Genomic DNA, 21028 nt, shown 5'->3' with positions numbered 1-21028 from the left:
GTCGGGACGGCGCCAGTTGGAACGCTCGCCGCTCCCCCGCGAACGGGTGCACGGACCATGCGGCAGCGGCCATAGCATGGAAATGCGGTCCGGCAAATGACGCGCGTCGCCTCACCGCCGCGGGGTGGATGCGCGACGGAAAATTGCCCCGCCGGCACCGCTCGCCACGTCTTCCCGGTCGAACGCGGCGGCATATGTACCCAGAGCAAAAGGTCGGAGTCCAGCGCTGTGGCGGCAATGCGCGCCCGAGGCTACGGAAGCAGGACCGGAACGCGTGCGAGGAGACCGCGATGACGTCGGACAGGGATCAGGAAATCCGGAACCTGGCCTATTTCCTATGGGAAAAGGCCGGTCGACCGGCCGGGCACGAACATGATTTCTGGGCCGCGGCCGCCCGCCAGATCGAGGGCGACCAGCGCAAGGACGACGGCACCCACGAGAACCGCTTCGTCGCGCGCTGACGCGGACGGATCGACGAAACCAGGGACGGGAGAGACCATCATGCGGCAGGATATCGCGGAGCACATGGACGTGATCGGCGCCGACGGCGTTCACGTCGGCACGGTGGACCGGGTGGAGGAGCACCGGATCAAGCTGACGAAGCGCGACAGCGGCGAGGGCGAGCACAAGGGCCACCATCATTACGTCCCGATCGGCCTCGTCGCCGAGGTCGAGGGCCGCACGGTGCGCCTGTCGGCCAATGCCGACGTCGCCGTCTCGATGGAAGAGGAAGGCGACGGCTCGCCGGCCTGACCCGTGACTTCGCGGCGGCGAGGGGCGCCGGGCGTCCCGGGCCGCAAGAGCGGGGCCCACGGACCGGGCCTCGTTGACTTCGCAGGTTTGCTGCGCAATCATTTCGACATTCCGAGGGGTGCACCGCACAGGTGCTGAGATGGCCGGACGGCCGAACCCTTGAACCTGATCCGGGTCATACCGGCGTAGGAACGGGAATGGGCGTCCTCGCCTTCGTTGTCTCCGCTCGACATCCGGATCTCTTGTGGCCGTCGCCCGGCCGGGGAGATCGCATGCGCCGTTTTCATCTCGCCGAAGTGTCACCGCCGCGCCCGGATCGCCCGCAGCGCCCGGCCTGATCCAGCGTGCGCACCCTCCGGTCCGTCGCGCTCGGCCTCCTGGCGGGGCTTCTCGCCTGGCAGGCGATCGTCGTTCTTCTCGAGCCGCCGCGCTACATGCTGCCGCCGCCGGCCGACGTCGCGCATGCGCTCGTCGCGCAGTCCGGCCGGCTGGCACGCGAATCGCTCGTCACCCTCGTCGAGGTCGCACTCGGGCTGATCCTCGGGGTGACGGCCGGTGCGGCCACGGGCCTTGCGACCGTCGCGTTGCCGCGGTTCGGCGCCGTTCTCTGGCCGCAGGTCCTGATCCTGCAGGCGATGCCCGTCTTCGCGCTCGCGCCGCTTCTCGTCCTCTGGTTCGGCTTCGGCCTCGCCTCGAAGGTGGTGATGGCCATGCTCATCATCTTCTTCCCCGTCGCCTCGGCATTCGCCGACGGGCTGCGGCGCACGGACCCCGAGCTTCTCGACGCCACCGCCATGACCGAGGCGAGCCATTTTCAGGCGCTCGCGCATGTGCGCATTCCGCTCGCCATGCCCGCCCTCGTCAGCGGCCTTCGTGTCGCGGCACCGCTGGCGCCGCTCGGCGCGGTGATCGGCGAATGGGTCGGCGCGTCCGGCGGCCTCGGCTTCCTGATGATCCAGGCGAACGCGCGGATGCAGACCGATCTCCTCTTCGCCGCGCTCGCCATCCTGGCCGCGCTCACCCTCGCCTTGCGCGCGCTGGTCGATCAGATCGCGCCGCGCCTCGCCCCCTGGGCGGCCGAAGAGGCGCCCCCTTACCTCCTGAAACGCCCTGCCCTGTCGAGGATCCCGGCCCGATGACCTTCCGCACTTTTCTGGCCGCCGCCGGCTTCGCCCTCGCCGCACTTGCGCCTATCCCAGCGCTCGCGGCCGACAAGCTGACCGTGCTCCTCGAGTGGTTCGTCAACCCGGACCACGTGCCCCTCGTCGTGGCGCGCGAGAAGGGCTTCTTCCAGGCCGAGGGGCTGGACGTCGATCTCGTGCCGCCCGCCGATCCCTCCGCTCCGCCCCGGCTTCTGGCGGCCGGCCAGGCCGATGTCGCGGTCCACTACCAACCCAACCTGATGCTCGACGTGAAGGCCGGCCTGCCGCTCGTGCGCTTCGGCACGCTCATTGAGACCCCCCTCAACACGGTGATGGTGCGCGCCGACGGCTTGGTGAGGACACTTGCCGACCTCAAGGGTCGCAGGATCGGCTATTCCGTCGCCGGGATCGAGGAGGCCGTCCTTTCGGCGATGCTCGGCTCGGCCGGCCTGAAGCTCTCCGACGTCGAGCTCGTGAACGTCAACTTCGCCCTGTCCGCCTCGCTTCTGGCGGGGCAGGTCGACGCCACGATCGGCGCGTTCCGCAACTTCGAACTGACGCAGATGCGCCGCGAAGGGCACGAGGGCCGGGCCTTCTTCCCCGAGGAGAACGGCGTGCCCGCCTATGACGAGCTGATCTTCGTCACCAGCCGCGACAAGCTCGACGATCCGCGGCTTCCGCGCTTTCTCGCGGCCGTCGAGAAGGCCGCGATCTTTGCGACCAATCATCCGGACGAGGCGCTGGCGCTGTTCCTGAAGGCCTATCCCGACCTCGACGACGAGCTCAACCGGCGCGCCTTCGCCGACACGCTGCCGCGCTTCGCCAAGCGCCCCTTCGCGCTCGATGCCGGACGCTATGAACGCTTCGCCGCCTTCATGAAGGACAAGGGCCTTATCGACGTCGTGCCGGAGCTTGCCGACTATGCCGTGGAGCTCAAGCCGTGACCGCGATCGCCCTCACCATCGCCGGCTCGGATTCTGGCGGCGGCGCCGGCATCCAGGCCGATCTCAAGACCTTCTCGGCGCTTGGCGTCTTCGGCGCCAGTGTCGTCACCGCCGTCACGGCGCAGAACACGCACGGCGTCACCGCGATCGAGGACCTGTCGCCCGGCATCGTCGCGGCGCAGATCGACGCCGTCCTGTCGGATCTGACGGTCGGCGCGATCAAGATCGGCATGGTCTCGCGCATCGAAACCATCCGCGCCATCGCCGAGCGCCTGCGCGCGCACAGCCGGCGCGCCGTGGTCGACCCCGTGATGGTCGCGACCTCCGGCGATCGGCTCCTGCGCGAGGAAGCGATCGAGGCCCTGCGCGCCGAACTCCTGCCGCTTGCCGACGTCGCGACGCCCAATCTTCCTGAGGCGGCGCTTCTCGTCGGACGGTCGCGGGCCGCGGACGAGGCCGAGATGGAGGCCCAGGGCCGCGCGATCCTCGGGTTCGGCGCGCGCGCCGTCCTCGTCAAAGGCGGGCATGGAACGGGCGCCCGAAGCGTCGACCTCCTGATCCGGCCGGACGACGTCGAACGCCTGTCGGCCGTGCGCGTCGCCACCTCGAACGATCATGGAACCGGCTGCACGCTCGCCGCTGCGATCACGGCCGAACTCGCCCGCGGATCGTCGCTGGACGAGGCAGCGGCGCGTGCCAAGGCCTATCTCACCGAAGCGCTTGCCGCCGGCGCGGACCTGCGCGTCGGCTCGGGCCGAGGGCCGGTCCACCATTTCCATCGCTGGTGGCCGGCTTCCCCTCCCGAAGGAAGTGCGCACAGCAAAGCGCCCTGATCCCCAAGCGACGCCGGGCCGGGCCGGCCCGATGCCGGGATCCCCGCATCGCTCCGATGACAGGGCCTCGACCGCGAGCCTGTCGGCCCGAACGGCATCGCCGCACCTGGAACGGTAGGGGGTCCGCGAACGTGCCGCACGTCATCTCAAAAGGACCTGCCATGGATCTTTTCGACCGCTTGACTGAGGTCGCCCACGCGGACTGGACCGCTTATGCCGAACACGAGTTCGTCCGGCGGATGGGCGCCGGCACGCTGCCGGCCACGGCCTTCCGCGCCTATCTCGAACAGGACTATCTGTTCCTGATCCAGTTCGCGCGCGCCAACGCCCTGGCCATCACGAAGAGCCGGACGCTCGCCGACATGCGGGCGGCTCACGACGCGCTGAAGGCCATCCTCGACGTCGAACTCTCCCTCCATGTCAGGCTCTGCGCTGGCTGGGGCGTGACGGCCGAGGCCCTGGAGGCGGCCAGCGAGCACACGACGACGCTCGCCTACACGCGATTCGTCCTCGACTGCGGCCAGTCGGGCGACCTCCTCGATCTCAACGTCGCACTGGCGCCCTGCGTGATCGGCTATGCCGAGATCGCCGCGCGGCTGGCGCCATCGGTGACGCCCGATCATCCCTATCGCGAATGGATCGCGGAATATGCGGGGGACGCCTACCAGACAGTGGCAGCCCGCGCCCGGGCGCATCTTGATCACCTCGCGGAACGCTCGCTGACTATTGCGCGCCTCGGAGAGGTCGAAAACATCTTTTCGGCCGCCTGCAGGCTCGAGGCCGAGTTCTGGCAAATGGGTATCGATCGCTCGAACGCCCTGGACAAAGCCGAAAGCGCGCAGATGTAGGAGGACCGGATCAGGAGAAGCAGATCACCGAAAGGAATGGTGCCCAAGGGCGGAATCGAACCACCGACACTGCGATTTTCAGTCGCATGCTCTACCAACTGAGCTACTTGGGCGCCGTTCGGGAGCCGGCCCAGGCGGGTCGTTCCGTTCGGTTCGCGCCTTATAGTCAGGCCCTCATCGCCTGTCCACCCCCCGTGAAACGCGTCGTCAAAAAAGCGTCGCACGTCACGCCTTGCGCTCCCCGCCCGCCTGTGGCAATAGAGCCGCCGTCGGCTTGCTGCGGTAGCTCAGTGGTAGAGCACTCCATTGGTAATGGAGAGGTCGAGAGTTCAATCCTCTCTCGCAGCACCATCCCGTCCGGCTTCGGCTGGGACACCCGACCTTCTCCCGACAGGTGATCTGATAGACGCGGTTCGATCGGCCTTTGCGGGCCGCATCGTCATCGTGCGCCCTGCGGACGACCGTCCGATTCGATCGACGGCGTCGCAGCGCTGTCCTGGCATGCCATGCTGGGGAAACGCGACCGATTCGACGGAAGAACGTTGCGAAATGGCCAGCTCAGCGAACCCTGGGGGTCGCCGGCTGCGTGCCGTTCCACGCCATCGGGGCGACGACCGAGAGCGAGGTGTCCGGCGAGCCGTCGATCAGGCGGGTCGTTCGCGCGACATAGACGAGGCTACCGTTCGTCTTGTCGAACAGCCGGTCGATTTCCAGCGACTTGAAGATCAGGGAGCGGCTTTCGTCGAAGACCTGCTCGCCCTCCTCGTCACCGCTGATCGTGTCGTTGTAGACGATCGGGCCCGTCTGGACACACGAGACGCTGGCGATCGATGGATCCTCGGCCAGCCCGACCGCACCCCGGAGGCCGCCGGTTCGCGGTCGGGCGACGTAGCAGATGATTCCCGCGATCTTCGGGTCTTCGAAAGCCGTGACGACGATCTTGTGGTTCGGGCCGATCAGCTTGAAGGCGGTGGAAACCTCGCCGATGTCGCGGGCGTATGCCTCGACCGGGAGAACGAGGGCGACGAGGAGGAGAAAGCGCATCATGGGGGACCACCGGGTTCGGACTGAACGGAAGAGGTAGGTCGGTGGCCGCAGTTGTCGGCGGTCCGAGGATCATCGCTTGCGGAAAATGGCTGACGTTTCCCCCAATTCGCCGCATGACACGCCGCCGCGGGCGGAGCGCGTCCGTTCAACCGGAAACGTCGAGTGCTGGGCTCCGTCGACGGGCTGGATGGACGGCTGAGCACGACAGCGACGCCGCGGCCTCGGAGCTCCGGCCGAAGCGATCGAACGGGTTTCTCTTCGCCTCGCCGCGGCTGCAGCCCGATGTGAGGCGGAATGCCGCTAGCGGTGCGCATGCAGAGGCAGACCCCGGCGGCGTCTGCTAGCAGGGCGAGGCCGGGTCCGTTCGGGGGAACGGGCGGCACTGAAGGACCGAGCCATGTCGATCGCAACACTGGACTGGAACGAGCCGATGCCGGGCCTGCGCATCCTCAAGAGGGGTTCGGGCGCCATCCGGCACATCCAGATCTATGGCCAGCGCTGTTCCGGAACGCATGCGATCGCCCGGACGATCGAGGCGAACTTCGGCGAAGGGGTACGAACCGAGGCCTACGGCTTCAAACACTGGTTCGTGCCGGATCAGGTTCTCTTCCGGGACGATGTTCTGGTGCTGGTCATCGCGCGCAACGCCTTCGACTGGACGTGCAGCCTGCACCGGCAGCCGTGGCATGCCCATCCGGACGTGAAGGCACTCCCCTTCGCGGACTTTCTGCGCTCGCCCTGGCACGCCTATTGGGACGACGAGTTCTGGGGCATCACGCCGGAGCATCCGCTGCACGGGCAGGAAATGATGCACGAGCGCGATCCGGCGACCGGCCTGCGGTTTTCGAGCCCGATCGCCAAGCGGACGGCGAAGCTGCGCCACTGGGCCGAACTCCAGACGCGCGCACCCAATCTCGCCCTTCTCTCGCACGAGACGCTGCAGACCGATGCGCGGCGGGTCGTCGCCGAACTCGCCGCAGCGACCGGGCTTCCGACGCCCGGCGAGTTCGAGCGCGTCTGGTCCTACAAGGGCAACGGCAACCGGGTGTTCGAGCCGACACGCTACGACCCGCTGGCGCCGGCGGACGCGCAGTGGATCACGGATGCGCTCGATCCGGACGTCGAGGCGGCCTTCGGACTGCCGGTCCGGTTCGATGGCACCGAAGACACGGCCGTCGCCGCGTGATCGGGCCGTGGCCGCCCCGGCCGTTTGGCCGGGCCGATCACGACGCACTTCACATCGGCGGCACGATGCCCTGGTTGCCGACGACGACGAACGCCGTCGAGAGCGAGCCGTCGGCGGCCTTCGTCGCCGGGACGAACACCGGCGCGCCGGGTTTCAGGTCGGCGGTCGTCGCGTCGGCGAAGGTGACGACGGGAATGCCCGGCGGCAGGGTGATCTGCTTGGAGCCCGTCGGATAGGTCAGCGTCAGTTCGCGGCCCGAAACGCTTTCCACGGCGTTCGAAACCGTGGCGTTGGTCATGGTCGAGTTGGCCTGGAGATCCCAGGGAAAACTGCCCTCGTTCGCCCCCTTCATCGTGGCCGGGAAGATCAGGACCTCCAGCGCCCCCGCCTTGCCGCCCTCGGCGGGCAGCGTGGCGGCGCCGACATAGTCACCGGTCTTGATGTCGCTGGCCGACGCCGCCTTGATGCCGCGAACGCCGACATTGGGCGCCATGGTGATCGTCACCACGGGCCCCTCGCGCGAGGTGACGGACAGCGTGCTGCCGTCGACGGCGGCGATCGTGCCGCGCACGCGGGACGGCTGCCCGTCCTGCGCGGCGGCAAGGGACATTGATGCGGCCAGCGTGCCGATCAGGAGAACGGCGGTTTGTGTCAGTCGACGCATGACGAGAAGCCTTTCCTCGAGCGCCCGGCGGTCGGGCGGCTGACCGGGACCCGCAGAAGACGGCGCCGATCTCGGTGAATTCAAGGCGAGCGCGCTTGGTCGCAGCGGACCTCCCGACGCGACCTTGGGGGGCGAGGACATGCGTTCGAGGATCGCCTCTCCTTCAACCGGCGGTTCGCCTGGCGATCCGTCGTCAGACGAGGGCGAGGACCCGGGCCGGACCACCGGTCCCGCCCTTGTGCTTGGGCGCCCCGACGAACAGGGTCGCGCCCTTTACCGGCAGATCCTCGAGGTTGTTCAGGCACTCGATCCCGTAGCGACCGCCGGGGAGCCAGGAGGTGTGGACCGCGAAGTCCGCCGAACTGCCGGGATCGAGCGAGAGCGTGTCGACGCCGATGGCAGCGACATCGAGCGCGGCGAGCCGGTCGGTCGCCGACCGGCCGAAGCCGGGAAAGGCGAAGCGGTTGGCCTCGTCGTTGCGGAACGCGGGGCTGCCTACCTTCCGGGCCCAGCCCGACCGCATGGCGACGCAGGCGCCGGCCGGAATCTCCCCGTTCTCCGAGATCCAGGCCTCGACATCCTCCGCCTCGACGGTTGCGTTGGGGTCGTCCGCGGCCTTTGCCGTGATGTCGATGATGCACAAGGGGCAGACGAGGCTCTGCGGCTCCAGTTCGTCGACGCTTCTGCCGTCCTTGCTGAAGTGCAGCGGCGCGTCGATGTGGGTGCCGGTGTGCTCGTAGATCGTAAGCTTGAAGAGCTGATACCCGCTCGTGTCGAAGTTCACCGCCTCCTCGGCGACGATGCCCGGCTTGCCGTCGAAGGTCGGGAACGTCTCGTCATAGGCGTGGGTGAGATCGACGACGCGGCCACGGGTCTCGGCAAGTGCCGGGCGGGGTACGACGAGGCTCGACGCAAGCGAGCCGCCCGCGGCGGCGGCGGCGCCGCCGAGGAACGACCGGCGCGAGAGCATCGACGTCTTCACCGTCTCGATGACGCAGTGGTGGCACATGCCCGCTTCTCCCCCATCGCCTCGACCGATGCGCGAGGCACGGCGTCGAGACTAGGCCGGTCCCGATCGGTCGGGCAAGCCAGCGCTTCCCGACCCCGCCGATGGATCGCTTCCCGCCCCGGCGCAGTTGCTGCCCGACAAGGGAGCGCCCGATGGTCTACATCCTCGACAATCTCGTACCCATCCTCGCCGCCGCGGTAGCCGGGCTGCTCGTCGGTCTCGTCTGGTGGAGGGCGGACGATCCCCAGCCCGGCAGCCGGGCCCGATCGGGCGGCTTCGTCGCGCTCGCCTTCGCGGCCGAGTTCTGGCTCGCCTGCATTCTGGCGGGAGCGCTGATCCTGGCGCCGCCCGAGGCCGGCGAATGGGTGATGGCGATCGGAACGCCGGTCGTGATCTGGGTCGGCTTCGTGCTGCCGGCGCTGGTGGTCAGCTTCGGACGGCGCGGATGGTCTGTCCGCACGATTGCCGCCGAGAGTGGCCACTGGCTCGCCGTCATGGTGCTGCAGGCCGTCGTGCTCCGGTCGATCGGCCTGACGCAGCCGCCGGCGTGAGCGCGCCGGCCCGTCAGGCGCCGGCCGATGCGGCCCGTCTGCCCCGCACGGCCGTCCACAGGGGCGCGATGACCTTGCCGGCGATCGGGATCATCGCGAAGCCGACGAGGAGACCGACGATCCCCGACCCGACCGCCGTCACGATCCATTCCACGGCGCCGGTGGCCGCCGGCACGGCGCCACCCACTGCAACCGCGATCTCGTGGATCAGGTGCTCCGGCGCGTCGATGCCGAAGGTCGCCAGGCTGTGGACGACGATGCCGCCGCCGACCCAGACCATCGCGGCCGTCCCGACGAGCGCCAGCGCCTTGAGGAAGCCCGGCATACCGCGGACGAGCGCGCGCCCGAAGGCGGCGAGCGTGCCGGTGCCGCGCTGGGCGAGCGCCAGTCCGGCGTCGTCGGCCTTCACGATCAGCGCGACCGCGCCGTAGACCGCCGCGGTGATGCCGACCGCGACGAGCGCCATGATGACGGCCTGCATCCCGATCGACGCCGCATCGAGGCTGGCGAGCGTGATCGCCATGATCTCGGCCGACAGGATGAAATCCGTGCGGATGGCGCTGGCGACGCGCTCGTTTTCCAGGACGACGGGATCGGCCGCAGCCGGGGCCGAGGCCGGCTCGTGGGCGTGCGCCTCGTGCGGGACGATCATCTCGAAGATCTTCTCGGCTCCCTCGAACGCGAGGTAGAGGCCGCCGACGAGGAGTAGCGGCGTGATCGCCCAAGGCGCGAACGCCTGCAGCAGGAGCGCGATCGGCAGGAGGATGACCAGCTTGTTGAAGAGCGAGCCGCGCGCGATGCGCCAGACGATCGGCAACTCGCGGTCGGGCGAGAAGCCGACGACGTAGCGCGGCGTCACGGCCGCGTCGTCTATCACGACGCCGGCGGCCTTGGTCCCGGCCTTGGCCGTGAGGGCGGCGACGTCGTCGAGGGACGCCGCGGCGACCTTCGTCAGGGCGACGACGTCGTCGAGAAGGGCGAGAAGGCCAACGCTCACGTGCAGGTCGCTCCGGTTGTCGTATCCCGCCGCCATATGGGGTGACGGCGGCGGCGAGGAAGCCGTGGTGGGACCGACCGTGCCATCCCGAGCGAGACGACGTCGAGCCCCGGGCCTTCGACGCTGCGCAGGTCGAGCGATCCCGTCGTGCGAATCTGCCGGGAGCGATGCGGGCGGTCCTGCGTTGCTGTCGTCCCAATAACGGAGACCGACATGGTCGAGATGACGCTCAAGGACATTTCCGAGGCGATGGCCGACATCGACTTCTGCATGCTGTCGACCCGCACCGAGGGCGGCGACATCGCGGCGCGTCCGATGTCCAACAACGGCGACGTCGCCTACGAGGGCGACTCGTACTTCTTCACCTACGCGGAGGCCCGGACCGTGTCCGACATCGAGCGCGACCCGCGGGTCGGGCTTGGCTTCCAGGGCAAGAAGGGGCTCCTCGGACGGCCGCCGATGTTCATTTCGGTGGAAGGGCGGGCCGAACTGATCCGCGACAAGGCGGCCTTCGAGGCGCACTGGACGAAGGATCTCGAATACTGGTTTAAGGACGGCGTCGACACGCCGAACCTCGTCCTGATCAAGGTCCACGCGACGCGCATCCATTTCTGGAACGGCGAGGACGAGGGCGAAGTGCCGGTGCGCTGACCGCGCCGCCGAAGCGTTGCCCAAACCAACCGGCGGGCCGAGGGCGCCGCCGGTTGGTCCGCTTCCGGCGTTACTCCGGCGTCTGCGCTGGCACGATGCCGCCGGACGGGGTCGAGTTCTTGCCGCTCGGCGCCACGCGCCCGGGGCTGGCCGACTGGCAGCCCGCGACAGCCAGGGCCGAAATCAGCAGCGCGGTGATGGTGAAGGCTTTCATGGACGTCTCCCGTCATGTCCCGACGCTGCAAAGGCCCGGAAATGAGCGCTTCATGCCTTGCGGGCCCGTAGCCTCTCAAAGGTCTTAGAGGTCCGCCGGTTCCCGAGAACGGCCTGCGTCGGCGGGGGCCGGAGCGCGGGGTCGGTTCCCACGGCCGTCGCGCCGATCGCCCGCACGTCGGAGGGGCCAGCTTCGGGCGCGCACGATCGCTAGTGCCGGACCGGCCTGAGCATGGAATGCAGGATGAGTTCGGCCGAGGTCCGGGCATCGGAGAACTCGTGGATCACGCTGATCCTCAGGATCTCGAGAGCGAGTTCGCAGACGTCGACAACCGGATCACCGCTCTGGACCCGCGGGCGAGCGACGGGGCGCGGCACGGTGCCGGCTTCCGCCAGCCGGAGCGACTGGATGCTGGTCAGGTCGAGGCTCGTGTAGCGGCAGCTGCGCCGATGTCGCATGGATCGTCCTTCGCGTTGTCCACCGACGTTCTTCGAACGGAACGCGGGTGTCTGGGAAGACCGATCCGACCCTTGCGTATTTCTACGTGCCGCCGCGCCCGCCCCCGGCCGCGCGGTCCGGTCGTTCGCCGTTCGTCCGGGTCAAGCGCCTCGCCGTGCCGATGGCGGCCGCGTGCGCCGTGTTGCGCGCACCGATCTTCTCGCGAAGCTGCGCGATCTGCGTCTCGACCGTGCGGAACGAGACCTTGGTCAGGAGACCGATCTCCTTGGCGGAATAGCCGGAGGCCAGGAGATCGAGAAGCTGTTCCTCCCGAGGGGCGAGTTGTTCTTCCGTGAACACGCGAAGCACCAGATAGGCTTGAACGAGGGTGACGTTGTAGGAGCCGACCTGGATGATCAGCTTGTCGTAGACGGCGACATGGTCCTGGATCGTCGCCTTCAGGTGGAACACCGTCGGCGTTCGGTTCGCCATGACATGGAGCATCGGGCGGATCACGTCGCGCCGGATGAACGGCTGGTCGGGATAATCCCGCAGCCGCGCCAGGCTTCCGCGCACGTCCATGGTCTCGACCGAGCCGAGCGAGCGGAAATCGAGGGGATCGGCCGGCGACGTGTCGGTGATCCAGAGGTTGTGGTGAGCGCTCTCCTCGAGGGCGAGCTTCGATCCGATCCGGTGAATGTTCTCCAGAGAATCGAGCTGCCCTGCGGCATGCTCCTGCAGAAGGACGGGGATCAGGTTCTTTCGCACCCCGACACTTTATCCGAGCATGACGATGCACGCTAGAGTTTAACGGCTGGGCCCGGCCCTGTCCCGTGCGTGTCGCGGGCCCAGTGCGGACATGCTTCAATCGCCGACCATGCCCTGGATGCGGTTCGACAAGCCGGTCATGTCGAAGGGCTTGGTGACGACCTGCATGCCGGGATCGAGATGGCCGTCGTTGAGGACGGCATTCTCGGCATATCCCGTGACGAACAGCACCTTGAGGCCGGGGCGCAATTCGCGCGCGGCGTCGGCGACCTGCCGCCCGTTCATCCCGTTCGGCAGGCCGACGTCGGTGACGAGAAGGTCGATCGAAGCGCCCGAGCGCAGCGCCTCCAGCGCCTGCACGCCGTCCTCGGCTTCGATCGCGGAAAATCCGAGGTCCTCGACGGCGTCGACCACCAGCATGCGCACTAGCGGTTCGTCGTCGACGACGAGGACGGTCCGGCCGGCATTGTCGGCGCGGTGAAGGGTAATCGGGGCGACCGGCTCGATCGCCTCCTCCTCGTCGTGGCGCGGCAGATAGATGCAGACGGTGGTCCCGACGCCCACGTCGGAGCGGATGCGGACCTGCCCGCCGGACTGGCGTGTGAAGCCGTAGATCATCGACAGGCCGAGCCCGGTTCCGACGCCGATCGGCTTGGTGGTGAAGAACGGGTCGAAGGCCCGCTCCAGGACGTCGGCTGTCATGCCGGTGCCCGTGTCGGACACGCACAGGGCGAGGTAGTCGCCGGGCGAAAGGTCGGTTTCGAGCGCCGCCTGTTCGTCGAGACGGTGATTGGCGGTCTCGATCCGGATGCGCCCGCCATCGGGCATCGCGTCGCGCGCGTTGATGCACAGGTTGAGGAGCGCGTTCTCGAGCTGGTTGGGATCGACGAGCGCCGGCCAGAGCCAGGGCTCAGGCCGCGTCTCCACCGCGATCTGCGGACCGACGGTCCGGCGCACGAGGTCTTCCATACCGGCCACGAGGCGGTTCACGTCGGTGGGCTTGGGCTCCAACGTCTGGCGCCGCGAGAAGGCGAGGAGGCGGTGCGTCAGGGCGGCCGCGCGGCGCGCCGCCCCTTGCGCGCCGACGACGTAGCGGTCGAGCTCACTGACGCGGCCTTCGCGGATGCGCGTCTGGATCATGTCGAGCGACCCGGAAATCCCGGCCAGAAGGTTGTTGAAGTCGTGTGCGAGACCGCCGGTCAGCTGGCCGACGGCCTCCATCTTCTGGCTCTGGCGCAGCGCCTCCTCGGCAAGGCGCAGCGCCTCGGCGCGCTCCCTCTCCTCGGTCACGTCCCGCCCGAAGGCGAAGGTCACGTCGCCGTTCGGGATCGTCGCCCAGGCGATCGAGCGGACCGATCCGTCCTTGTGGCGGTACCGGTTGACGATCCGCGGCGACCCGCCCTTCGCCGCCAGGAGGTAGGCGTCGACGGTCTCCTGATGGTCACCGGCCAGAACGAACTCGTTGACGTGGCGGCCGACGAGCTCGTCCGGGTCGTAGCCGAGAAGCTGCGTCCAGGCCGGGTTGGCGCGGTGGAAGACCCCATCGCCGTCGATCACCACCATCAGGTCCGGCGAGGCGGTCCACATCAGGTCGCGCTCGGTGGTGCGCTCTTCCACGAGCCGTTCCAGCGTCTCGTTGGCCGTCCGCAACTGGCCCTGGCTTTCGGAGAGCGCCCGATCGGCGAGCACGCGCGCCGTCGTCTCGTTGGTGAAGATGAAGAGGCCGGCGACCTCGCCCCGCGCATCGAGGACGCGCGAATAGGAGAACGACCACCACGTGTCGCGCACGCCCCGGTCGGTGTCGAGGGTCCAGGGCAGGTCGACGAAGCGCTGGCTGCGGCCCTCGAAGGCCGCGTCGATGATGGGCTTCGCCTGCGCCCAGGCATCCGCCCACACCTTGTCGAAGCGCTCGCCCATCGCCCATGGCAGGCGCGGTCCGAGGAGCGGGAAATAAGTCTCGTTGAAGAAGAAGCTGAGCTCCGGCCCCCAGGCGAGGATCATGGATTCAGGCGAGTTGAGGATCAGGCTGAGCGCGGCGCGCAGCTCGCTCGGCCAACCCGCGATCGGTCCAAGCGGATGGTCGGACCAGTTGCGCTCGAGGATCATGCGCGAGGCGGCCCCGCCGCCGGCCAGGAATGCATCGGACATGCTCACGTCGTCGATCCATGAAGGTGTTGGCGCGGCACGCCGCCGCGTCGCCCCTGCCGATCGCGCCGGTCGGGCCGAACAGCGCTGCCCAAGGGCTTAGCCGAACTCGCGCCCGGCGAACAGCGCACGCCCGGCCTGTCGCAAGCTGGCCAACGAAGGAAAGGCGCCGGGGGTGGCCGGCGCTGCGCGGGTCCTCAGCCGCAGCACCGACCGGAACCAACGGTCTCGGCGAGCGTCCTTCCCGGGAGCCATTTTAGGGAGATGACCATGTCGAACACGATCAACCAGCCCGGGCAGGATCTGCCGGCGCCCGATCTTCCCGGCCCGGGGGACAGCGACGTCGCCGGCCGCCCGGATGTGAGCCCCGGCTTCGGCAACGACCTGCCAACGAAGCCCGTCGGCCCCAATCCCGCGGGCGAGCCCGACCCGACGCGGCCGGGGCCGTCGGTTCCCGGCATGCCCGGCAGCATCTGATCCCGCACCGTCGTCGGGGCCGGCGCGGATGCCCGGCCCCGATGCGGCTTCATGCGACCGCCGGCGATCAGGCCGCCGCGATCGCCTTCTCGATGTCGGCCGAGGTCTGGCCCGTCAGGTCCTTCGACAGTTCACCGACGAGGGCCTCCTTCAGCTTCACGTGGTAGTGCTTGCGCATCTCGCCGAGCGCGCGCGGCGCGGCGACGATGATGATGTCGGAGATCTTGCCGGCGATCGCCCGCTTGTTGAGGACGTCGACGACGCCCGCCACGAAGCCGTCCTCGTCCTGCGTGTCGTCGTCGGGATTGGCTGCGCTGCTCGTATGGCCGCTGCCGCCGCTCTTGTTGTCGGTGTTGATGTCGCCCATCGGCAGGGCGTTCAGCTTGGGCGACGCCGCGTCCCCGCCGTTCTCGAACAGGCTGAGCTTCTGTCCGTCGACCACCGCGACCGTCGCGCCCTTGGGAATCTGCATCACTGTCTCCGTTCGTCGCAGCGGGCGATCCGCTGCCTGTGGAGCATGGCAACGCACGAACGTCGGGGAAGGCTCCCTGCGCCGGTGGCGTTGCCGACCCAGGGCAACAGCCGGGTTCCAGATGCGGGTTCCGACGTGGCCCGCCGATCACGCAACCGGACCGCGTCGCTGCTTCATCCAGGGCGGCGGCTTCCACTGCGCGAGATCCTGCCGGTCCATCTTCTCGATCATGACGTAACGGGCGCTCTCGGCGGGCGTCCGGCACCAGGCGCAGCGCCACCGCAGGGTCTCGATCTCGGCCGACGGCGCGATGAAGCCGACGAAGTCCTGCGCTCGATAGGTGACGCGCTTCCCGCAGGACCGGCATTCGATCACGATCCCGAGGCGCCGCCGGCATCCCTCGTCGAAGCTACGGATCGGCTGGACCACGGCGTCAGCCGGCCGGCCCATAGCGCGCTCGCTCCGGCCGGGCGTGCGGACCGCCCCGCGCCCCGGCTGGTTCCTCGCCCCCCGTGCCATTCCACAAGCGTCCGCACTTCATCGGCATTCCATCGCCTCCGGAATCGATTCCCATGATTGGAACAAAATAGGAACGAATGCGCCACCGCAAGCGCCGACGCGGTTAGCCTGGGGCGGCTCCCTGAAGGCGCGATGAATGCGCCCTTCAGAGTGGGTTCCGGCGGCGGGGCGCACAAAGGGGGCGTCGATACCCCCCGAGCCCCCTTGGCTCTTTCCGGAGACGTCCCCATGGTCCGCCAGTCCCTCGCCGCCGCGCTTCTCGCCCTTGCCGGCCTTGCCGCGGTCGCCCCCGCCCACGCCAACGACGTGCGCATCGACCAGTACGGCTGGTCGAACGCGGCCGGCGGTGCGCAGACGGGCTTCCGCAACCGCATCCGCGTCCAGCAGGACGGCGTCTCCAACCGCATCGGTGCCCATCAGCGCGGCGACCGCAACCTCGCGGCCATCGGCCAGGAAGGGCGCACCAACGACGCCGCCACCTACCAGCGCGGCAACGGCAACGCCGCTGGCATCGGCCAGTTCGGCTCGCACCACACCTCGATCCTGACGCAGGACGGCAACGGCAACATCGCGGCCGGCGTGCAGGTCGGTCGCGGCTGCGAAGCGAACGTCGCCCAAGGGGGCAGCGGCAACGTCGCGGCCTTCGTCCAGGCCTGCAACTGAGCGCGAGCCTCGCCCCGACAACGACCCCACCGCCCAACAGGAGCCACGCCATGCCGTCGACCCCATCCGCCACGCGCCGCGCCGGCGCGCTCCTCCTGGCCGCCGTCGCCTCCATGGCGGCGGCGGGACTGACCATGGCGGCCCCGCGCGAGGCGGGGCCCGTGCGCTGCGAGATCCGGCTCGATCGCAACGGCGGATCGGTGACGCTCACCGCGCTCGCCCACGCCGACAAGCCCGTGGCCGGCCGCTACAGCCTTCGGGTGTCGGGGGCGGGCACCGACATCCGGCAGGGCGGTCCGTTCGAGGCCGCGCCCGGCCGGGCGGCGACGCTCGGCACCGTCTCGCTCGGCCTCTCCGGCGGCACCGCCCGCGCCGACCTCGATCTCGATGTCGGGGGCGAGACGCTGTCCTGCTCGCAACGCATCGGCGGCGGGATCTGATCCGCCGCCCCTTCCCTTCCAGTCCTGTCATCGGCCCGCGATCGTCGGGCCACCGGAGATCGCCATGACCCGCCGCAGCCCGCACTCCATCGCCATCGCCCTTGCGCTCGGCGCCGCCGCGCTCGGCGCCCTCGCCTCGCCGGCCGACGCCGGCGGCCGCGTGTCCTGGACCTATGCGCCGGCCGGCCGCGAGGCCGGCGGGGCGCTCGCGACGGGGCTCCGCCTCTATTCGATCTACAACGACGTGCGCGACGGCTCGATCCGCCAGACGGGCCGCGACAACGTCGCCGGCCTCGTGCAGCGCGGGCGCGGCAATCTCGGCCTCGTCGAGCAGCGCGGCAGCGGCCATTCCGGCACGCTGGAGCAGGACGGCAACCGCAACGCCTACGGCCTCTTCCAGTTCGGCCGGGGCACCGACGACCACATCGTCCAACGCGGCAACGGCGGCAGCGGCGCGACCTTCAGCTACGGCTGGTAGGACGGCCTGCCGCCTGGACCTCGGGAGGCCCTTCGCCGGCCTGCGTCCGCTCGCCCCATTGAAGCGTGCGGAGTTCGCCGCATCTCGCACGAAGTCGATGCGAGGAAGGGTCGGGGTGGCGAGGAAGCGGCGGGACGAGGAGGTCGGCGAGCTTCGGCCGGATGGGGCGGCGCAGACCTGCTGGCTCTGCGGCCGGCCGCTCGGCGCGCGGGTCGAATGGCATCATCCGATCCCCAAGAGCCGCGGCGGGCGCGAGACCGTGCCGGTGCATCCGATCTGCCATCGGACGCTCCATGCCTATTTCACGAACACCGACCTCGAGCGGCACGCCGAAAGCGGCATCCCCCTCGCGTCCAACCCCGACCTCGACCGGTTCCTGAAGTGGATCGGCAACAAGCCGCCGGACTTTCACGCGCCGACGCGCAAGGCGCGCGCCTGAAAGTGGACACCGGCATAGCGGTGGCGCGAAACGGTCTCTTGCTTATTGGTAGGGCGCTATCTATATCGCGTCAATGACGTTGATAGACCCCGAGCTGAAGGCGGAGTTTGCCGAAACCCTGGTGAAGGCCGGGCGCAAGCTGCGCACGCGCTTCAACGCCGAGGTGGTTCGGCACGGGCTGACCTACCCGCGCGCAAGGGTCCTGGCCGTCCTCGCCGAGCGCCAGCCGCTGCGCCAGACGGAACTTGCGGGCGATCTCGAACTTGAAGGACCGACCGTGGTCCGCCTGCTCGACGGCATGGAGACGCTCGGGCTGATCGTGCGCCGCGCCGTGCCGGGCGACCGGCGCGCCAAGCATGTCGAACTGACGGACCACGGCTCGAGGCAGGCGGAGGTCGTCGCCGCGATCTCGGCGCGCCTGCGCGACACGATCCTGTCGACCTGCGAGGCGGCCGACGTCGGGACCGCGCTGACGGTCCTGCGCAGCATCGCCTCGGTTCTGGATGCACCGGCGGAAGGGAACGGAGCATGAGCGACGACGCCAGCGCCCTGCGAGCGACCGCGCAGGTCGGCGGCCCCGCACCCGCCGACATCATGCCGGACGGATCGGCGGCCGCCGCCGCCCCGCGCCGCCGCGGCCAGCCGATGCCGGCGCCCGCGCCCTTCGTGCCCAAGCCCGCCTGGCTCGCGGGGCTCTACATCCTCGCCTCGACCCTGATCGCGATGACGCAGGGGCTCGGCCTCAACCTCGTGACCGCCAACCTCTACCAGATCCAGGGCCCGCTCGGTGCCTCGCTCAACGAGACCGTGTGGCTCTCGGCCGCCTATCTCGCGCCCAATGTCAGCCTGACGCTGCTTCTGACCAAGATGCGCGCGCAGTTCGGCCTGCGCATCTTTGCGACCTGGGCGATCGTCGCCTTCGTCGCGGTCGCCTCGCTGCATCTCGTCGTGGACGACATCCAGTCGGCGATCGTCGTGCGCTTCTTCGCGGGCGTCGCCGCCTCGCCGATGTCCTCGCTCGCCTTCCTCTACATGCTGGAGTCATTTCCGCCGGAGCGGAAGATGACCGTCGGCGTCAGCCTCGCGATGACCAACCTGTCGATCGCCGCCCCGCTCGCCCGCGTCGTGTCGCCGACGCTGCTCGATCTCGGCGGGTGGAACGGGCTGTTCCTGCTCGAGACCGCGCTGGCGCTGGTCAGCTTCGCCTTCATCCGCCTCCTGCCGCTCAACTCGCCGCCGAAGACGCCGGTGATCGAGCCGATGGACGTCGTGAACTACGTCTTCATCGCCGTCGGCCTCGGCTCGCTCGCCGTGGTGGCGACGGTCGGCCCGTTCTACTGGTGGTTAGAGGCGCCCTGGATCGGCGGCCTTCTGGCGCTGGGCCTCACCAGCCTGACGGTCGCCGTCGTGGTCGAGCTCAACCGCTCGAACCCGCTGATCGACATCCGCTGGATCACCTCGAAGGAGATCCTGCATTTCGCCGGCACGCTCCTCCTGTTCCGCCTTCTCCTGTCGGAGCAGGCGAGCGGAGCGACCGGCTTCTTCCAGGTGCTCGGCCTCAAGAACGAGCAGATGACGGTGCTCTACCTCGTGATGATCGGCGCGGCGATCGCGGCCGGCCTCCTGTGCACCGTGATCGTGCGTCCCGGCCGGGCCCCGTATATCCATATTGCGGCGCTCTCCTGCCTGATCGTCGGCTCCTATCTCGATTCACGCGCGACCGTCCTGACGGGCCCGGAGCAGATGTTCCTCAGTCAGGGGCTGATCTCGGCGGCCGGCGTCCTGTTTCTGCCGCCAGCGCTGGCCGTCGGCTTCGGCTCTGCGATGAAGCGCGGGATGAATTACATCCTGTCCTTCCTGATCGTGTTCCTGACGACGCAGTCGCTCGGCGGCGCCATCGGCTCGGCCCTCTTTCGCACCTTCGTGACGATCCGCGAGAAGTTCCACTCGAGCCAGCTCGCCGAGAACATCGTCCTCTCCGACCCGATCGTCGCCGCGCGCATCACGCAGACCGGCGCGGCCTATGCCCGCGTCCTGCCGGACGCCGCCCTGCGGCAGGCCGAGGGGCTCGCGACGCTCGGCACGCAGGCGACCCGGCAGGCCAACATCCTCGCCTATAACGACGCCTTCCTGGCCGTATCGATCCTGGCCTCGGTCGGATTAGCCGTTCTTCTCGTGCATCTTGCCGTCATCCACCTCAAGCGCTGGCGCGCCGGCCCGGCCGACGTCCAGACCGCCTGATCCGTCCGTTCCCCCGTTCCTCCGAAGCCCGATCGATGAAGCTCCTCCGCTCCCTTTCCACCCTCTTCGCCATCGCGGTCGGCCTCGCCGGCGTCGCGCTGGTGCTCTACGCCTGGCGCCTGCCGCCTTTCGCCACCAGCGTCGAGACCACCGACGACGCCTATGTCCGGGGCCAGGTGACGGTGATCGCCCCGCAGCTCGCCGGCACGATCGCCGAGGTGGCGGTGCAGGACTACGAGAGCGTCACCGAGGGCCAGCTCATCGCACGCATCGACGATCGCATCTTCTCGCAAAGGGTGGCGCAGGCGCGCGCGACGCTGGCGGGGCAGAAGGCGCAGCTCGCCAATTCGCAGCAGGGGCGGCGGTCGGCCGAGGCGAAGGTCGCGGCGAGCGAGGCGGCGGTCGCGAGCGCCCAGTCCGCCTTCGACACGGCCACGGCCAACTTCGCCCGTATCGCGCCGCTGGCGAGCCAGGGCTACGTGCCGGGCAGCGATCTCGACGTGGCGACGCGCACGCGCGACCAGGCGGCGGCCGCGCTCGACCAGTCCAAGGCCTCGCTCGAAGTGTCGCGGCAGGACCTGCAGACCGTGATCGTGGCGCGCCAGTCGCTCGAGGCCGCGGTGGAAGGGGCGGAAGCCGCCGTGCGGCTGGCCGAGATCGATCTCGCCAACACCCGCATCCTCGCGCCGAAGGCCGGCCGGCTCGGCGAGGTCGGCGTCAAGCTCGGCCAGTTCGTGCAGGCGGGAACGCAGCTGACGAGCCTCGTGCCCTCGGCGGTCTGGGTCGTCGCCAATTTCAAGGAAACGCAGCTTCCGGGCATGACCGTGGGTCAGCCCGTCCACTTCACGGTGGATGCGCTCCAGGGGGCACGGCTGTCCGGCCGCGTCGAGCGCTTCGCGCCGGCCACAGGCTCGGAATTTGCCGTCCTGCGGCCCGACAACGCGACCGGCAACTTCACCAAGGTGGCGCAGCGCCTGCCGGTCCGCATCGCCATCGATCCCGGTCAGCCGGCGGCGGAGAACCTCGTGCCGGGCATGTCGGTGGTGGTGCGGCTCGACACGGCGGCCGAGGCCGCGGTGCCGAACGCGAACTGAAGGATCCGCGTGGGT

Annotated in this window: 27 protein-coding genes, 2 tRNA genes and 1 riboswitch; of the genes, 18 read left to right on the top strand and 11 right to left on the bottom strand. The window is 69.3% G+C overall.

From position 1 onward, the window contains the following. Positions 1-290: 290 nt before the first annotated feature. From ASF65_RS21075 to tenA, 6 genes are all read left to right on the top strand, one after another. A complete protein-coding gene (locus tag ASF65_RS21075) occupies positions 291-461 on the top strand; it encodes a DUF2934 domain-containing protein (protein WP_082505838.1) in 171 nt (56 codons plus the stop codon). A 40-nt stretch (positions 462-501) separates the two neighbouring features. After that, entirely contained in the window at positions 502-753 is a 252-nt protein-coding gene (locus ASF65_RS18250; RefSeq protein ID WP_055892457.1) for a DUF2171 domain-containing protein, read from the top strand. Between the two features lie 104 nt (positions 754-857). Next, positions 858-962: riboswitch (TPP riboswitch) on the top strand. A gap of 135 nt (positions 963-1097) precedes the next feature. Then, entirely contained in the window at positions 1098-1892 is a 795-nt protein-coding gene (locus tag ASF65_RS18245; RefSeq protein ID WP_055892454.1) for an ABC transporter permease, read from the top strand. Then, positions 1889-2839, top strand: a complete 951-nt coding sequence (locus ASF65_RS18240) for an ABC transporter substrate-binding protein (RefSeq protein WP_055892451.1) — start codon at positions 1889-1891, stop codon at positions 2837-2839. Before ASF65_RS18245 ends, ASF65_RS18240 begins: the two co-directional genes overlap by 4 nt. Next, a complete protein-coding gene (gene thiD / locus ASF65_RS18235; RefSeq protein WP_055892449.1) occupies positions 2836-3672 on the top strand; it encodes a bifunctional hydroxymethylpyrimidine kinase/phosphomethylpyrimidine kinase in 837 nt (278 codons plus the stop codon). The genes ASF65_RS18240 and thiD overlap by 4 nt, the downstream gene beginning before the upstream one ends. A 161-nt stretch (positions 3673-3833) precedes the next feature. Continuing rightward, a complete protein-coding gene (tenA, locus tag ASF65_RS18230) occupies positions 3834-4520 on the top strand; it encodes a thiaminase II (protein ID WP_055892446.1) in 687 nt (228 codons plus the stop codon). Between the two features lie 37 nt (positions 4521-4557). Here the strand turns inward: tenA and ASF65_RS18225 are convergent. Continuing rightward, a tRNA-Phe gene (locus ASF65_RS18225) sits at positions 4558-4633 on the bottom strand. Positions 4634-4796: 163 nt separating this feature from the next. Here ASF65_RS18225 and ASF65_RS18220 point away from each other — a divergent pair. After that, positions 4797-4871 (top strand) — tRNA-Thr (locus ASF65_RS18220). Positions 4872-5078: 207 nt separating this feature from the next. Here the strand turns inward: ASF65_RS18220 and ASF65_RS18215 are convergent. Next, a complete protein-coding gene (locus tag ASF65_RS18215) occupies positions 5079-5567 on the bottom strand; it encodes a CreA family protein (protein ID WP_055892443.1) in 489 nt (162 codons plus the stop codon). 397 nt (positions 5568-5964) lie between these two features. Here ASF65_RS18215 and ASF65_RS18210 point away from each other — a divergent pair, with 397 nt between their 5' ends. Continuing rightward, a complete protein-coding gene (locus ASF65_RS18210; RefSeq protein WP_156369385.1) occupies positions 5965-6753 on the top strand; it encodes a hypothetical protein in 789 nt (262 codons plus the stop codon). 49 nt (positions 6754-6802) lie between these two features. Here ASF65_RS18210 and ASF65_RS18205 read toward each other — a convergent pair whose 3' ends face one another. Further along, positions 6803-7417 carry a hypothetical protein gene (locus ASF65_RS18205; RefSeq protein WP_055892436.1) on the bottom strand — a complete coding sequence of 205 codons (615 nt, stop codon included), beginning with the start codon at positions 7415-7417 and terminating at the stop codon, positions 6803-6805. A gap of 193 nt (positions 7418-7610) precedes the next feature. Beyond that, complete coding sequence (locus ASF65_RS18200) at positions 7611-8426, bottom strand: cyclase family protein (RefSeq protein WP_055892433.1); 816 nt, start codon at positions 8424-8426, stop codon at positions 7611-7613. A gap of 152 nt (positions 8427-8578) precedes the next feature. Here ASF65_RS18200 and ASF65_RS18195 point away from each other — a divergent pair, with 152 nt between their 5' ends. Continuing rightward, on the top strand, positions 8579-8977 hold the full coding sequence (locus ASF65_RS18195; RefSeq protein WP_055892431.1) for a DUF1761 domain-containing protein: 399 nt from the start codon (positions 8579-8581) through the stop codon (positions 8975-8977). A gap of 13 nt (positions 8978-8990) precedes the next feature. Here ASF65_RS18195 and ASF65_RS18190 read toward each other — a convergent pair whose 3' ends face one another. After that, on the bottom strand, positions 8991-9974 hold the full coding sequence (locus tag ASF65_RS18190; RefSeq protein WP_055892997.1) for a DUF808 domain-containing protein: 984 nt from the start codon (positions 9972-9974) through the stop codon (positions 8991-8993). A gap of 213 nt (positions 9975-10187) precedes the next feature. Between ASF65_RS18190 and ASF65_RS18185 the strand changes: the two genes are divergently transcribed. After that, positions 10188-10625, top strand: coding sequence for a pyridoxamine 5'-phosphate oxidase family protein (locus ASF65_RS18185; protein WP_055892428.1), 438 nt, complete (start codon positions 10188-10190; stop codon positions 10623-10625). A gap of 70 nt (positions 10626-10695) precedes the next feature. Here ASF65_RS18185 and ASF65_RS21570 read toward each other — a convergent pair whose 3' ends face one another. The 4 genes from ASF65_RS21570 to ASF65_RS18170 form a co-directional block, all read right to left on the bottom strand. Continuing rightward, the gene (locus tag ASF65_RS21570) at positions 10696-10839 is read right to left on the bottom strand and encodes a hypothetical protein (protein WP_156369384.1); all 144 of its coding nucleotides are present in this window, start codon (positions 10837-10839) and stop codon (positions 10696-10698) included. 209 nt (positions 10840-11048) lie between these two features. Further along, positions 11049-11297 carry a hypothetical protein gene (locus ASF65_RS18180; RefSeq protein WP_055892425.1) on the bottom strand — a complete coding sequence of 83 codons (249 nt, stop codon included), beginning with the start codon at positions 11295-11297 and terminating at the stop codon, positions 11049-11051. Between the two features lie 82 nt (positions 11298-11379). Continuing rightward, positions 11380-12045: a helix-turn-helix transcriptional regulator gene (locus tag ASF65_RS18175; RefSeq protein WP_055892422.1), complete on the bottom strand. Its 666-nt coding sequence runs from the start codon at positions 12043-12045 to the stop codon at positions 11380-11382. 96 nt (positions 12046-12141) lie between these two features. After that, positions 12142-14193, bottom strand: a complete 2052-nt coding sequence (locus tag ASF65_RS18170) for a PAS domain-containing sensor histidine kinase (RefSeq protein ID WP_055892421.1) — start codon at positions 14191-14193, stop codon at positions 12142-12144. Between the two features lie 267 nt (positions 14194-14460). Here ASF65_RS18170 and ASF65_RS18165 point away from each other — a divergent pair, with 267 nt between their 5' ends. Then, positions 14461-14667 (top strand): hypothetical protein, encoded by a 207-nt coding sequence (locus ASF65_RS18165; RefSeq protein ID WP_055892418.1) that lies wholly within the window; start codon positions 14461-14463, stop codon positions 14665-14667. 67 nt (positions 14668-14734) lie between these two features. Here ASF65_RS18165 and ASF65_RS18160 read toward each other — a convergent pair whose 3' ends face one another. Together ASF65_RS18160 and ASF65_RS18155 are read right to left on the bottom strand one after the other, a co-directional pair. Then, positions 14735-15139: a host attachment protein gene (locus tag ASF65_RS18160; protein WP_055892415.1), complete on the bottom strand. Its 405-nt coding sequence runs from the start codon at positions 15137-15139 to the stop codon at positions 14735-14737. Positions 15140-15286: 147 nt separating this feature from the next. Further along, positions 15287-15589: a hypothetical protein gene (locus ASF65_RS18155; RefSeq protein WP_055892413.1), complete on the bottom strand. Its 303-nt coding sequence runs from the start codon at positions 15587-15589 to the stop codon at positions 15287-15289. A 297-nt stretch (positions 15590-15886) separates the two neighbouring features. Between ASF65_RS18155 and ASF65_RS18150 the strand changes: the two genes are divergently transcribed. The 7 genes from ASF65_RS18150 to ASF65_RS18120 all read left to right on the top strand — a co-directional run bounded on the left by ASF65_RS18150 (position 15887) and on the right by ASF65_RS18120 (position 21013). Then, entirely contained in the window at positions 15887-16321 is a 435-nt protein-coding gene (locus ASF65_RS18150; RefSeq protein WP_055892410.1) for a curlin, read from the top strand. 50 nt (positions 16322-16371) lie between these two features. After that, a complete protein-coding gene (gene csgH, locus ASF65_RS18145; RefSeq protein ID WP_055892407.1) occupies positions 16372-16761 on the top strand; it encodes a curli-like amyloid fiber formation chaperone CsgH in 390 nt (129 codons plus the stop codon). A gap of 64 nt (positions 16762-16825) precedes the next feature. Further along, positions 16826-17239 (top strand): curlin, encoded by a 414-nt coding sequence (locus ASF65_RS18140; protein ID WP_055892404.1) that lies wholly within the window; start codon positions 16826-16828, stop codon positions 17237-17239. 115 nt (positions 17240-17354) lie between these two features. After that, positions 17355-17678, top strand: a complete 324-nt coding sequence (locus tag ASF65_RS22175; protein ID WP_055892401.1) for a hypothetical protein — start codon at positions 17355-17357, stop codon at positions 17676-17678. A 73-nt stretch (positions 17679-17751) separates the two neighbouring features. After that, the gene (locus tag ASF65_RS18130) at positions 17752-18210 is read left to right on the top strand and encodes a MarR family transcriptional regulator (protein ID WP_082505837.1); all 459 of its coding nucleotides are present in this window, start codon (positions 17752-17754) and stop codon (positions 18208-18210) included. Between the two features lie 113 nt (positions 18211-18323). Next, the gene (locus tag ASF65_RS18125; RefSeq protein WP_055892995.1) at positions 18324-19919 is read left to right on the top strand and encodes an MFS transporter; all 1596 of its coding nucleotides are present in this window, start codon (positions 18324-18326) and stop codon (positions 19917-19919) included. Positions 19920-19954: 35 nt separating this feature from the next. Next, positions 19955-21013, top strand: coding sequence for an HlyD family secretion protein (locus tag ASF65_RS18120; RefSeq protein WP_055892396.1), 1059 nt, complete (start codon positions 19955-19957; stop codon positions 21011-21013). Positions 21014-21028: the final 15 nt, after the last annotated feature.

Source organism: Aureimonas sp. Leaf324 (genome assembly GCF_001423245.1).
Taxonomy (GTDB): Bacteria; Pseudomonadota; Alphaproteobacteria; order Rhizobiales; family Rhizobiaceae; genus Aureimonas.
Note: the sequence above shows the minus strand (reverse complement) of the source record. Positions and strands in the feature narration are given on the sequence as shown.

Coding starts and splice junctions, on each gene's coding strand:
- ASF65_RS18195 (WP_055892431.1), top strand. CDS start 8,579: ATGGTCTACATCCTCGACAATCTCGTACCCATCCTCGCCGCCGCGGTA.
- ASF65_RS18125 (WP_055892995.1), top strand. CDS start 18,324: ATGCCGGCGCCCGCGCCCTTCGTGCCCAAGCCCGCCTGGCTCGCGGGG.
- ASF65_RS21075 (WP_082505838.1), top strand. CDS start 291: ATGACGTCGGACAGGGATCAGGAAATCCGGAACCTGGCCTATTTCCTA.
- ASF65_RS18180 (WP_055892425.1), bottom strand. CDS start 11,297: ATGCGACATCGGCGCAGCTGCCGCTACACGAGCCTCGACCTGACCAGC.
- ASF65_RS18185 (WP_055892428.1), top strand. CDS start 10,188: ATGGTCGAGATGACGCTCAAGGACATTTCCGAGGCGATGGCCGACATC.
- ASF65_RS18205 (WP_055892436.1), bottom strand. CDS start 7,417: ATGCGTCGACTGACACAAACCGCCGTTCTCCTGATCGGCACGCTGGCC.
- ASF65_RS21570 (WP_156369384.1), bottom strand. CDS start 10,839: ATGAAAGCCTTCACCATCACCGCGCTGCTGATTTCGGCCCTGGCTGTC.
- ASF65_RS18140 (WP_055892404.1), top strand. CDS start 16,826: ATGACCCGCCGCAGCCCGCACTCCATCGCCATCGCCCTTGCGCTCGGC.
- tenA (WP_055892446.1), top strand. CDS start 3,834: ATGGATCTTTTCGACCGCTTGACTGAGGTCGCCCACGCGGACTGGACC.
- csgH (WP_055892407.1), top strand. CDS start 16,372: ATGCCGTCGACCCCATCCGCCACGCGCCGCGCCGGCGCGCTCCTCCTG.
- ASF65_RS18120 (WP_055892396.1), top strand. CDS start 19,955: ATGAAGCTCCTCCGCTCCCTTTCCACCCTCTTCGCCATCGCGGTCGGC.
- ASF65_RS18240 (WP_055892451.1), top strand. CDS start 1,889: ATGACCTTCCGCACTTTTCTGGCCGCCGCCGGCTTCGCCCTCGCCGCA.
- ASF65_RS18155 (WP_055892413.1), bottom strand. CDS start 15,589: ATGGGCCGGCCGGCTGACGCCGTGGTCCAGCCGATCCGTAGCTTCGAC.
- ASF65_RS18160 (WP_055892415.1), bottom strand. CDS start 15,139: ATGCAGATTCCCAAGGGCGCGACGGTCGCGGTGGTCGACGGACAGAAG.
- ASF65_RS18215 (WP_055892443.1), bottom strand. CDS start 5,567: ATGATGCGCTTTCTCCTCCTCGTCGCCCTCGTTCTCCCGGTCGAGGCA.
- ASF65_RS18210 (WP_156369385.1), top strand. CDS start 5,965: ATGTCGATCGCAACACTGGACTGGAACGAGCCGATGCCGGGCCTGCGC.
- ASF65_RS18165 (WP_055892418.1), top strand. CDS start 14,461: ATGTCGAACACGATCAACCAGCCCGGGCAGGATCTGCCGGCGCCCGAT.
- ASF65_RS18200 (WP_055892433.1), bottom strand. CDS start 8,426: ATGTGCCACCACTGCGTCATCGAGACGGTGAAGACGTCGATGCTCTCG.
- ASF65_RS18150 (WP_055892410.1), top strand. CDS start 15,887: ATGGTCCGCCAGTCCCTCGCCGCCGCGCTTCTCGCCCTTGCCGGCCTT.
- ASF65_RS18250 (WP_055892457.1), top strand. CDS start 502: ATGCGGCAGGATATCGCGGAGCACATGGACGTGATCGGCGCCGACGGC.
- ASF65_RS18170 (WP_055892421.1), bottom strand. CDS start 14,193: ATGTCCGATGCATTCCTGGCCGGCGGCGGGGCCGCCTCGCGCATGATC.
- ASF65_RS18130 (WP_082505837.1), top strand. CDS start 17,752: ATGACGTTGATAGACCCCGAGCTGAAGGCGGAGTTTGCCGAAACCCTG.